This is a genomic window from Neobacillus sp. NRS-1170, assembly GCF_050468025.1.
Window position 1 is genome coordinate 41,458 of sequence record NZ_JBITPF010000100.1, and the last position, 11,512, is coordinate 52,969.

Below are 11,512 nucleotides of genomic sequence, written 5' to 3' on the forward strand. Positions count from 1 at the left end.
TCTAGGGGGCACAATTATGATGAACCAGGATATTGAAAAGGTATTAGTTTCAGAAGAGGAAATACAAGAAAAAATCAGGGAGCTTGCGGCGCAATTAACCGAGGAATATCAAGACCGTTTCCCGCTCGCAATTGGTGTATTAAAGGGAGCCATGCCTTTCATGGCTGATTTATTAAAACGAATGGACTGCTATTTAGAAATGGACTTCATGGATGTTTCCAGCTATGGAACGGGATTAGTATCCTCCGGCGAAGTTAAAATCATTAAGGACTTAGATACTTCTGTTGAAGGCAGAGATATTTTAATTATCGAGGATATCATTGACAGCGGGCTGACGCTCAGCTATTTAGTCGATTTATTCCGTTACCGTAAAGCGAAATCCATCAAGATTGTCACTTTACTTGATAAGCCAACCGGAAGAAAAAGCAAAATTCAAGCAGATTATGTAGGATTTATTGTTCCTGATGAATTTGTTGTCGGTTATGGGTTAGATTACATTGAAAAATATCGAAACCTTCCATATATTGGGGTGCTAAAACCAGAGGTATACAGTAATAATCATTAATAAGGATTTTTCTTGAACAATTGTTAGGGAAACCCTTGTTGTAAAGGGCAATTCCTTGAATTTGTAAGATTTTCTATGATACTATTTATTATAGTTTTTACCCGTGGGAGGAGGTAAGAGATGAATCGGATTTTCCGTAATACCATCTTTTATTTATTGATATTTTTAGTCATTATTGGCGTTGTGAGTTTTTTTAATGGAAGCAGCGAATCGACCAAACATATTACGTATGATAAGTTTGTTTCGCAGCTAGAAAATGGCGAAGTAAAATCATTTTCCATGCAGCCTGAACGAGGTGTATATGAAGTTCGGGGTGAATTAAAGGCAAAAGGCGAGAAATTTCTAACCTATATTCCAAACAGTGAAAAGATTATTGGAAGCATCCAGGATTCAGAAGCTAAAGTTGATGTAATGCCTGCGAAGGAAACAAGTGGTTGGGTTACGTTCTTTACATCCATTATTCCGTTTGTCATCATCTTTATTTTGTTTTTCTTTTTATTAAACCAAGCTCAAGGCGGCGGCAGCCGGGTTATGAATTTTGGTAAATCTAAAGCTAAGCTTTATAACGATGATAAGAAAAAGGTTCGTTTCAGAGATGTAGCCGGAGCAGATGAAGAAAAGGCTGAATTAGTCGAAGTGGTTGAGTTTTTAAAAGACCCTCGCAAATTTGCTGAACTTGGCGCCCGTATACCAAAAGGGATCCTTTTGGTTGGACCTCCAGGAACAGGTAAAACGCTATTAGCGAGAGCATGTGCTGGTGAAGCAGGAGTTCCATTCTTCTCGATAAGTGGTTCTGATTTCGTTGAGATGTTCGTTGGGGTCGGTGCATCCCGTGTTCGTGACTTATTTGAAAATGCAAAAAAGAATGCCCCATGTATTATCTTCATTGACGAAATCGATGCCGTTGGTCGTCAGCGTGGTGCAGGTCTTGGCGGCGGTCACGATGAACGTGAGCAAACCTTGAACCAGTTGCTTGTTGAAATGGATGGTTTCGGTGCCAATGAAGGAATTATTATTGTAGCAGCAACAAACCGTCCGGATATTCTCGATCCAGCCCTTTTACGTCCGGGCCGATTTGACCGCCAAATTACGGTTGACCGTCCAGATGTTATTGGACGTGAAGCAGTCCTTAAGGTTCATGCACGCAACAAGCCTTTAGATGAATCGGTAAATTTAAAAAATATTGCGATGCGTACACCAGGCTTTTCAGGGGCAGATTTAGAAAATCTATTAAATGAAGCCGCGTTGGTGGCAGCTCGTCAGAATAAAAAGAAAATTGAAATGACCGACATCGATGAAGCAACGGATCGTGTCATTGCTGGTCCAGCTAAAAAGACACGTGTCATTTCTCAAAAAGAAAGAAACATTGTTGCCTTCCATGAAGGCGGCCATACCGTTATTGGATTAGTGCTTGATGAAGCCGATATGGTTCACAAAGTAACGATTGTCCCGCGTGGCCAGGCAGGCGGATATGCGGTAATGCTTCCTAGAGAAGACCGCTACTTTATGACAAAACCGGAATTGCTTGATAAAATTGTTGGTTTATTAGGCGGCCGTGTGGCAGAAGAGATTGTCTTTGGTGAGGTAAGTACTGGGGCACACAATGACTTCCAGCGTGCTACGGGAATTGCACGCCGCATGGTGACAGAATTTGGAATGAGTGATAAGCTTGGACCATTGCAGTTCGGTCAAGCCTCAGGCGGTCAAGTTTTCCTAGGCCGTGACCTTCATAATGAACAGAATTATTCAGATGCGATTGCTTATGAAATCGATCTTGAAATTCAGCGTATTATTAAAGAACAATACGAAAGAGCTAGAAAGATTCTTACTGAGAATCGAGATAAGCTTGATCTTATTGCCAAGACTCTTCTTGAAGTGGAAACACTTAATGCTGAACAAATTCGCTATTTAGTTGACCATGGCCATATGCCAGACCCTTCTGTTACTTTAGAAGCGGTTAAGGTTGAACCTAAAAAAGCAGAAGATGTAAAGGTAAATATCAACACCAAAAAGGATGATTCCGAAAAGGATGAAAAATCCTTCTTAGATACTCCTCCTGATGAAATTGACTATAAGTAATGTAGAAAGAGTGCTTCGATGAAGCACTCTTTTTTTTCCTGATGCAGATAATTATGGTATGATATGTGCAATATGAGAAAAGAAAAATCCGATAAAGTGAGTGATAGATTTGATTTTTGTTTTTGACGTGGGAAATACGAATATTGTACTTGGCGTTTATCAAGGGGATGAACTGAAATACCATTGGCGGATCGAAACGAATCGAAATCGTACGGAAGATGAGTTTGGGATGAATGTTAAAGCATTGTTTGATCATTCCGGTCTTTCTTTTTCAGATATTGATGGCATTATCATTTCGTCTGTTGTTCCGCCGATTATGTTTGCGTTAGAGCGCATGTGCCAAAAGTATTTTCATATTAAACCTCTTGTTGTCGGCCCAGGAATTAAGACTGGCTTAAATATAAAATATGAAAACCCTCGTGAAGTTGGAGCGGACCGAATTGTTAATGCCGTTGCGGCCATCCATGAATATGGAAGCCCATTGGTTATTGTCGATTTTGGAACGGCAACCACTTATTGTTATATTAATGAAGAGCGTCAATATATGGGTGGTGCGATTGCTCCGGGAGTGGGCATCTCTACCGAAGCTCTATATTCTAGAGCGGCGAAATTGCCGCGGATTGAAATTGCCCGCCCTGAAGGTGTTATTGGAAAAAATACCGTTGCAGCAATGCAGGCAGGGATTGTCTATGGGTATGTTGGACAGGTTGAAGGCATTGTAAGGCGGATGAAGGAGCAGGGTGAGAAGAAGCCAACTGTTATAGCAACAGGCGGCTTGGCTAATCTAATTGCCCAAGAATCAACGGTTATTGATATCGTAGACCCATTTTTAACATTAAAGGGCTTGCAGCTTATCTATAAGCGCAACATAGGATAACCTAAGAGGGGACAGCACGAAAGGAGTTTGACAATGAAGGATTATCTAGTTAAGGCGCTTGCCTATGATGGAAATATTCGCGCTTATGCAGTTCGTACAACTGAAACAGTCCGTGAGGCGCAGCGCCGCCATCAAACCTGGAGAACAGCATCGGCTGCACTAGGCCGCGCGATGACCGCAGGGCTCATGATGGGTGCAATGCTAAAGGGAGACGAAAAGCTGACCATTAAGATTGATGGCGGCGGGCCGCTTGGGCCTATTTTAGTTGACAGTAATGCTAAAGGAGAGGTCCGCGGCTATGTGACCCACCCGGAGGTTGATTTTGAATCGAATGAACACGGCAAGCTTGATGTCCGCCGCGCGGTCGGTACCGAGGGCCTGTTATCCGTTGTGAAGGATGTTGGGCTGCGTGATTTCTTTTCTGGACAGGTGCCTCTCGTATCAGGGGAATTAGGTGAAGATTTTACTTACTACTTTGCTACTTCTGAGCAGGTTCCATCGTCTGTAGGTGTCGGAGTTTTAGTGAATCCAGATGATTCCATTTTAGCGGCAGGAGGCTTTATTTTTCAGTTAATGCCGGGGATTAAAGATGAAATTATCTCCAAAATGGAAGAACGGTTGAAAACGATTGAACCGATATCCAAATTAATTGAACGAGGCTTAACTCCAGAGGATATATTAGAAGAGCTTTTTGGCAAGGAAAATGTAAAGATACTTGAAACCATGCCGGTTGGATTTCAATGTTCATGTTCTAAAGAGCGTTTTGCTGGTGCGATTGTCGGTCTAGGCGCAAAGGAAATTAATGATATGATTGAAGAAGATGGACAGGCTGAGGCACACTGCCATTTCTGTAATGAAAAATACTTATTCACAAAAGAAGAATTAGAAGAACTTAAAAAAGAAGCGAAATAAGAGATTCATTAGGGGGAGAACCGGTTGGGCAGGAAGCAGCTTTGGATGGTTATTGCTGCCCTCATTATGCTCAATTGCCTGACGGCTGCCTTTTTCTTATCAAAGGTGAACGAGGCAAATGGAGCATTGGCCAATGAAGAGGCGGTAGCGACAATCGGGAAAAAGACCATCTCGCGACAAGATTGGCTGAATGAACTTGAAGCAAGATATGGCAAAGATGTGTTAAAGGAAATGGTCGATCAAAAGGTCATTGAAGAAATGGCGGCAAAATACGATATTGAAATATCGGACGAAGATGTTGAACGTGAATATCGCATGCTGCAGACCACTTATAATACTTTTAGTCAAAAAAAACAGGCCAATGAGAAAAAGTGGAAGGAACAAATTCGCAGCACTCTTTTATTAGAAGAGCTTTTAACGAGAGATGTAGAGGTTTCTAATAAAGAATTAAAAAGCTATTATGAAAAGAATAAAAGTCTTTTCGATGTTCCGGCAGGCTATCATTTGTCGCATATCATTGTGAAAACAAAGGCAGAGGCAGTGAAGGCATCAAAGGAATTAGCCCATGGCTCCAGCTTTTCCGCACTGGCAATGGAAAAGTCCATTGATGAGTTTTCTGCAAATGAAGGCGGCGATATCGGCTTTATCACGGAAGAGGACGAGCGCTACCCTAAACTTTATCTTCAGACAGCTAAAAAGCTAAAAAAGGGGAAATACAGTAAACCACTCAAAGTGGAGCAAGGGTATGCTTTAATTAAGCTTGAAGGTAAAATTAGCGGAGAAACCTATTCTTTTTCCGAGGTAAAAGATCAACTCCGCAGGCAAATTGCCCTCGACCAGATGAAAAAACCAGCGTCAGCAGCTACTTTCTGGGACGAAGCAAAAGTAGACTGGTTTTATGGCAAGAATAAACAATAAATAAAAACACGGTACTATTCTGTGTTTTCTTTTTTTATAGTCGAGTTAATTGATTGGAGCGGAAATCAACAGGCAAGTTTAAATAGTATTTTTTATAATATTTTCACAATTCTACAAACAAAACAATTGACAATAGGACTATGTAACTGGTAAATTTAATAATATAAATCCAATGAAATTACTCGGAATAGGGGTGTCCTTTATGGTACGTGTTGCAAATTCTGTAGCAGAATTAGTTGGTCAAACGCCAATCGTAAAATTAAACAGATTAGTAGATGAAAATAGCGCTGAGGTTTACTTAAAGCTTGAATACTTTAACCCAGGCAGCAGTGTAAAAGATCGTATTGGTTTAGCGATGATTGAAGCGGCTGAAGAACAAGGCTTAATTAAGCCTGGTGTCGATACCATTATTGAGCCGACAAGCGGTAATACTGGTATTGGTCTTGCGATGATTGCAGCAGCCAAAGGATACAAAGCGATTTTTGTAATGCCGGAAACAATGAGCTTAGAAAGAAGAAACCTTCTTCGTGCCTATGGCGGTGAGCTTGTGTTAACACCAGGACCAGAAGGGATGAAGGGTGCAATTGCCCGTGCAGAGGCTCTTGCAGCAGAAAATGGCTATTTTATGCCGCAGCAGTTTAAAAACCAAGCTAACCCTGAGGTTCACAGAAGAACAACAGGTAAAGAAATTGTTGAACAAATGGATCAGTTAGATGCTTTTGTTTCAGGGATTGGAACAGGAGGAACTATTACAGGAGCTGGAAGCGTTCTTCGCGAAAATTTCCCTAATGTAAAAATTGTAGCAGTTGAACCGCAGGATTCTCCAGTCCTATCGGGTGGAAAACCTGGCCCTCATAAGCTGCAAGGACTTGGAGCAGGCTTTATCCCTGAAACCCTAAATACAGAAATTTATGATGAAGTTATTCAAATTAATACAGAAGAAGCATTTGAAGCTTCCCGCCGTGCAGCAAGAGAAGAAGGAATTCTAGGCGGTATTTCTTCTGGAGCTGCTATTTCTGCAGCATTAAAGGTTGCTAAACAATTAGGCAAAGGTAAAAAAGTGCTTGCGATTATTCCGGATAACGGAGAACGTTACTTAAGTACACCGCTTTATCAATATGAAGCTGAGTAAAATTATGGAAGAGGTGTTGGCATTTGCCGACACTTCTTTTTTTGTAAATGAACTGCTATATCATGTATGATAATAGAAGTATTTAATAGGGGGGCATAGGGGTGTATACAGCTCAGGAACAAATTCATTGTGGTCCATATACCTTAGACTTTCGTAAAAAAACAATTGTGATGGGAATCTTAAATGCAACTCCAGATTCCTTTTCCGATGGCGGTAAATTTAATCAAATTGAACATGCTGTCCGCCATGCAAAGGAAATGGCGGCAAATGGTGCGGATATTATTGATATCGGCGGTGAATCAACACGGCCGGGGTTTGCGGCAGTTTCGGCAGAAGAAGAGCTTGAACGGGTCATTCCGGTTATTAAGGCTATTTCCGAGAACGTCCAAATACCGATTTCCATCGATACATATAAAGCAGAGGTAGCCAAGCAGGCGATTGAAGCAGGGGCTCATATCATTAATGATATTTGGGGAGCTAAAGCAGATGATCAAATGGCAGAAGTAGCGGCACAATATGATGTTCCCATTGTATTAATGCATAATCGCCAAGAACGAAACTACAACTCTTTTATGAGAGACGTATTAAATGACCTTTATGAAAGTATTGCAATCGTAAAAAAGGCAGGAGTAAAGGATGAAAAAATTATTATCGATCCGGGTATCGGTTTTGCGAGAAACTTCCAGGAAAATTTGCTAACCATGCAGAATTTAGAGAAGTTTGTCATGCTGGGTTATCCTGTTCTTTTAGGTACATCTAGAAAATCCATGATTGGACAAGCGCTAAATCTCCCGGTTGAACAAAGAATGGAGGGAACAGGCGCAACCATTTGTTACGGAATTCAAAAGGGCTGTCAAATCATCAGAATTCACGATGTCAAAGAAATGAGCCGTATGGCCAAAATGATGGATGTACTAATGGGGAAGGGTGAAGTGATTGGATAAAATATTTGTGAACCAAATGGAGTTCTATGGCTATCACGGAGTTTTCCCGGAAGAGACCAGACTTGGCCAGCGTTTTATCGTCGACTTAACTGTTTCCTTGGAGTTAAAAAGAGCGGGCGAAACCGATGAACTGCAGCATTCCGTAAATTATGGCGAGCTGTATCAATTATGTAAAGAAATTGTCGAAGGAAAACCATATAAATTACTGGAAGCTATTGCCGAAAAAATAGCCGGTAGTTTGCTGGCAGCATTCCAGCTTATTGGAGAGGTGACGGTGAAGGTAATTAAACCAGATCCGCCGATTCCCGGACATTACAAATCCGTTGCTGTAGAAATAACGAGGAGTAGATAAAAGTGGAAAATACAGCATTTATTGCCCTTGGCTCTAACATGGGAAACCGTTATGATAATATGGTAAGTGCGATTAAAAAATTAACAAGTCATTCAGATATTAAGCTGGTAAATTACTCCTCCATTTATGAAACAGATCCTGTCGGATATGAAGATCAGGATTTATTTTTAAATATGGTAATTGAGATTATCACTGATTTGAGTGCAGATGAATTATTAGATAGATGTTTAACAACGGAATTTAAACTTGGGAGAAAAAGGGAAATAAAATGGGGGCCAAGGACAATAGACCTTGACATTCTGACCTTTAACCAAGAAAATATTGAAACAGAGAAGCTAATTGTTCCGCACCCTAGGATGCTAGAGCGGGCTTTTGTGATGATTCCATTTATAGAAATTAATCATGATAGTAGATTACCTATCAAAGATAAACCTCTTGAAACATGGTTAAATGAATTACCAGATAAAGAAGGAGTCAGAATATGGAAGCGGAAAAATGGGGAAGACGTATTCGAGCCTATCGAAAGCTAAAGGGATATACACAAGAAAGCTTTTCAAGGCAGCTAGGTGTATCAGTGTCCATTTTAGGGGAGATTGAAAGAGGAAACCGCCTGCCAGCAGGGGAATTACTCGAAAGGATTGCACATTCCTTAAAAATTACCATAGATGATTTAACACCAAAAGAATAGGAGGTTGTTAGATGTTAAAAATCGGCGATATTGAAATGAAGAACCAAGTCGTTTTAGCACCAATGGCCGGTGTTTGTAACTCTGCATTCCGTTTAACGGTAAAAGAGTTTGGTGCTGGATTAGTTTGTGCGGAAATGGTTAGCGATAAAGGAATCGTTTTTAAAAATGAAAAGACGATGAATATGCTGTATATTGATGAGCGAGAAAAGCCGTTAAGCCTGCAAATTTTTGGCGGTGAAAAAGAAACGCTTGTCGAAGCTGCAAGATTCGTAGATAAAAACACCAATGCCGATATTATCGACATCAATATGGGCTGCCCGGTTCCAAAGATTACGAAGTGTGATGCTGGGGCAAAGTGGCTCTTAGACCCAAATAAAATCTATGAAATGGTTTCTGCGGTTGTGGATGCCGTTGAAAAGCCAGTTACAGTGAAAATGCGGATGGGCTGGGATGAAGAGCATATCTTTGCCGTCAAAAATGCACAAATGGTAGAAAAAGCTGGAGGAAAAGCCGTTTCCCTGCACGGCCGTACCCGCGTGCAAATGTACGAAGGAAAAGCCAATTGGGATATCATTCGTGAAGTGAAGCAGTCAGTTAATATCCCGATTATCGGCAACGGTGACGTTCAAACACCTCAGGACGCCAAGAGGATGCTGGATGAAACCGGTGTTGATGGAGTTATGATCGGCCGCGCAGCGCTTGGAGACCCCTGGATGATCTACCGTACGGTGCAGTATCTAGAAACAGGCAAGCTAATGGATGAACCATCTGTCCGGGAAAAAATTGATGTTTGTATCCTTCATTTGGACCGATTAATTGCCTTGAAAAATGAAGATATTGCCGTTCGGGAAATGCGCAAGCATGCGGCCTGGTATTTAAAAGGAGTGCGCGGAAACGCAAGAGTGCGTAACGCCATCAATGAGTGCAATACCCGCGAAGATTTAGTCCTCTTGTTAAATGGTTTAGTTCAAGAGGTTGAAGAAATGGAACAAAACCAGGCGATTGTTGGCTGAGTTTGACTTTCCTTTTCTCATTTTCTATAATACTTTTGTTTACGAATGCAAGCTGCCAGTAGAACAACTGGCAGTTTTTCTTCTATCTAAAAAACATTTTTAATGTCTGAATACTCAAGTTTGTGTAAAATAATATAGTATGTAAAAAAATTGGTGAGTATTCTTTTTAGTTTTACATAAAAAAGAAGTAATGGAGTTGAATTAGTCATGAGTCAGGAAGAATTAAATGACCAATTAAGGGTCAGACGGGAAAAAATGCAAAGTATGCGTGAAAATGGACTTGACCCATTTGGCAAGCGTTTTGATCGTTCTCACAATACCCTTGAATTGATTGAACAATATGGTGAGCTGGAAAAAGAAGAACTTGAAGCAAAAAATGTTTCTGTTTCACTCGCAGGTCGTATTATGACAAAACGTGGAAAAGGAAAAGCAGGATTTGCCCATATTCAAGACTTAACCGGCCAATTGCAAGTATACGTAAGGAAAGATGCTGTCGGTGAAGAACAGTATGAAATCTTTGATTCTGCTGATTTAGGGGACATCATTGCAGTAACGGGAACCCTTTTTAAAACTCAAGTTGGCGAGTTATCTGTAAAGGTTCAAGAATTCGTATTCTTAACAAAAGCACTTCGTCCGCTGCCGGATAAATTCCACGGTCTAAAGGATGTTGAGCAGCGCTACCGCCAGCGTTACCTGGATTTAATCATGAGCCAGGAAAGTAAAGCAACTTTTATTGCCCGCAGTAAAATTATTCGCGCGATGCGCTGTTATTTAGATAATCAAGGCTATTTAGAAGTAGAAACACCAATGATGCATTCCATTGCCGGCGGTGCGTCTGCACGCCCGTTTATTACACACCATAACGCTCTGGATATGCAATTATATATGCGGATTGCCATCGAGCTTCACCTAAAACGCCTTATTGTCGGCGGCCTTGAAAAAGTGTATGAAATTGGCCGTGTATTCCGAAACGAAGGTGTTTCTACTCGTCATAACCCAGAGTTTACAATGATTGAATTGTATGAGGCATATGCTGATTACCGCGATATCATGAGCTTAACCGAAAATCTAATTGCCCATATTGCACAAGAAGTAGTTGGAACTACCACAATTCAATATGGCGATCACGAAGTAGACCTTAAGCCGGAATGGAAGAGACTCCACATGGTAGACGCAATTAAAGAATATACCGGAGTGGACTTCTGGAAAGAAATGAGCGTCGAAGAGGCGCGTGCGCTTGCTAAGGAGCACGGAGTAGAAATTAATGATAACATGCTTTACGGTCATATTGTGAATGAGTTCTTTGAGCAAAAAGTAGAAGAGAAGCTCATTCAGCCAACCTTTATTTTTGGCCACCCAGTGGAGATTTCACCGCTTGCGAAGAAGAATGATGAAGATCCACGTTTTACTGACCGCTTTGAGTTGTTTATCGTAGCTCGTGAGCATGCTAATGCCTTCACGGAGCTTAACGACCCAATTGATCAAAGAGAGCGTTTTGAAGCACAGCTAAAAGAGCGCGAGCAGGGTAATGATGAAGCCCATATGATGGACGAGGACTTCGTCGAAGCATTAGAGTATGGTATGCCTCCTACAGGCGGATTGGGAATCGGAATTGACCGACTAGTGATGCTGTTAACGAATGCTCCTTCTATTCGTGACGTACTATTATTCCCATTAATGCGGCACCGATAATATAATTGAAAAAAAGTGCCGGTGGATCCGGTGCTTTTTTTTGTTAGCTGTGTTATAAGTTGTTGTAGATTTTTTAACCCTGTTGATTGGAGCGGAAATCAACAGACTAGTCACAGCCTTTTTGTTAGAAGTAATTCGAATATTTTTACTTTACTATTTGTCTTTAAAAAGTATAAAAAAGCTATTGCATGGAAGGATAAATGGTGGTATATTAATAAACGTTGTTGCGAAACAACATGTTTTAAAAAAGAAAAATAAAAAAGTTGTTGACTTTAAGTTGATGACTTGGTATGATAAGAAAGTCGCTTTTGAGCGATAATAAAATTGCTCTTTGAAAACT

At 40.8% G+C, this 11,512-nt stretch carries 12 protein-coding genes; all 12 read left to right on the forward strand.

Annotation, left to right across the window (positions count from 1 at the left end):
* The first annotated feature begins 19 nt into the window (after window positions 1-19).
* Entirely contained in the window at window positions 20-565 is a 546-nt protein-coding gene (gene hpt / locus ACIFOT_RS31195; protein WP_430072608.1) for a hypoxanthine phosphoribosyltransferase, read from the forward strand.
* 120 nt (window positions 566-685) lie between these two features.
* Entirely contained in the window at window positions 686-2,644 is a 1,959-nt protein-coding gene (gene ftsH, locus ACIFOT_RS31200) for an ATP-dependent zinc metalloprotease FtsH (protein ID WP_430072573.1), read from the forward strand.
* Window positions 2,645-2,753: 109 nt separating this feature from the next.
* A complete protein-coding gene (locus tag ACIFOT_RS31205; protein ID WP_430072576.1) occupies window positions 2,754-3,521 on the forward strand; it encodes a type III pantothenate kinase in 768 nt (255 codons plus the stop codon).
* Between the two features lie 33 nt (window positions 3,522-3,554).
* Entirely contained in the window at window positions 3,555-4,433 is an 879-nt protein-coding gene (gene hslO, locus ACIFOT_RS31210) for an Hsp33 family molecular chaperone HslO (protein ID WP_430072578.1), read from the forward strand.
* A gap of 24 nt (window positions 4,434-4,457) precedes the next feature.
* Window positions 4,458-5,351 (forward strand): peptidyl-prolyl cis-trans isomerase, encoded by an 894-nt coding sequence (locus ACIFOT_RS31215; protein WP_430072581.1) that lies wholly within the window; start codon window positions 4,458-4,460, stop codon window positions 5,349-5,351.
* 202 nt (window positions 5,352-5,553) lie between these two features.
* Complete coding sequence (gene cysK / locus ACIFOT_RS31220; RefSeq protein ID WP_430072584.1) at window positions 5,554-6,483, forward strand: cysteine synthase A; 930 nt, start codon at window positions 5,554-5,556, stop codon at window positions 6,481-6,483.
* A 101-nt stretch (window positions 6,484-6,584) separates the two neighbouring features.
* Window positions 6,585-7,427 (forward strand): dihydropteroate synthase, encoded by an 843-nt coding sequence (folP, locus tag ACIFOT_RS31225; RefSeq protein ID WP_430072587.1) that lies wholly within the window; start codon window positions 6,585-6,587, stop codon window positions 7,425-7,427.
* The gene (gene folB / locus ACIFOT_RS31230) at window positions 7,420-7,779 is read left to right on the forward strand and encodes a dihydroneopterin aldolase (protein WP_430072590.1); all 360 of its coding nucleotides are present in this window, start codon (window positions 7,420-7,422) and stop codon (window positions 7,777-7,779) included. The genes folP and folB overlap by 8 nt, the downstream gene beginning before the upstream one ends.
* A 2-nt stretch (window positions 7,780-7,781) precedes the next feature.
* Window positions 7,782-8,309, forward strand: coding sequence for a 2-amino-4-hydroxy-6-hydroxymethyldihydropteridine diphosphokinase (gene folK, locus ACIFOT_RS31235; protein WP_430072593.1), 528 nt, complete (start codon window positions 7,782-7,784; stop codon window positions 8,307-8,309).
* Window positions 8,261-8,467, forward strand: coding sequence for a helix-turn-helix domain-containing protein (locus ACIFOT_RS31240; RefSeq protein WP_289989690.1), 207 nt, complete (start codon window positions 8,261-8,263; stop codon window positions 8,465-8,467). Before folK ends, ACIFOT_RS31240 begins: the two co-directional genes overlap by 49 nt.
* 11 nt (window positions 8,468-8,478) lie before the next feature.
* The gene (gene dusB / locus ACIFOT_RS31245) at window positions 8,479-9,480 is read left to right on the forward strand and encodes a tRNA dihydrouridine synthase DusB (protein ID WP_430072597.1); all 1,002 of its coding nucleotides are present in this window, start codon (window positions 8,479-8,481) and stop codon (window positions 9,478-9,480) included.
* Window positions 9,481-9,687: 207 nt separating this feature from the next.
* On the forward strand, window positions 9,688-11,172 hold the full coding sequence (gene lysS / locus ACIFOT_RS31250) for a lysine--tRNA ligase (RefSeq protein WP_430072601.1): 1,485 nt from the start codon (window positions 9,688-9,690) through the stop codon (window positions 11,170-11,172).
* The last annotated feature ends 340 nt before the right edge of the window (window positions 11,173-11,512 follow it).

What these genes read in the sequence shown, in the direction of transcription:
- cysK (WP_430072584.1), top strand. Translation starts at nt 5,554, where the DNA reads ATGGTACGTGTTGCAAATTCTGTAGCAGAATTAGTTGGTCAAACGCCA.
- dusB (WP_430072597.1), top strand. Translation starts at nt 8,479, where the DNA reads ATGTTAAAAATCGGCGATATTGAAATGAAGAACCAAGTCGTTTTAGCA.
- ftsH (WP_430072573.1), top strand. Translation starts at nt 686, where the DNA reads ATGAATCGGATTTTCCGTAATACCATCTTTTATTTATTGATATTTTTA.
- lysS (WP_430072601.1), top strand. Translation starts at nt 9,688, where the DNA reads ATGAGTCAGGAAGAATTAAATGACCAATTAAGGGTCAGACGGGAAAAA.
- hslO (WP_430072578.1), top strand. Translation starts at nt 3,555, where the DNA reads ATGAAGGATTATCTAGTTAAGGCGCTTGCCTATGATGGAAATATTCGC.
- ACIFOT_RS31240 (WP_289989690.1), top strand. Translation starts at nt 8,261, where the DNA reads ATGGAAGCGGAAAAATGGGGAAGACGTATTCGAGCCTATCGAAAGCTA.
- hpt (WP_430072608.1), top strand. Translation starts at nt 20, where the DNA reads ATGAACCAGGATATTGAAAAGGTATTAGTTTCAGAAGAGGAAATACAA.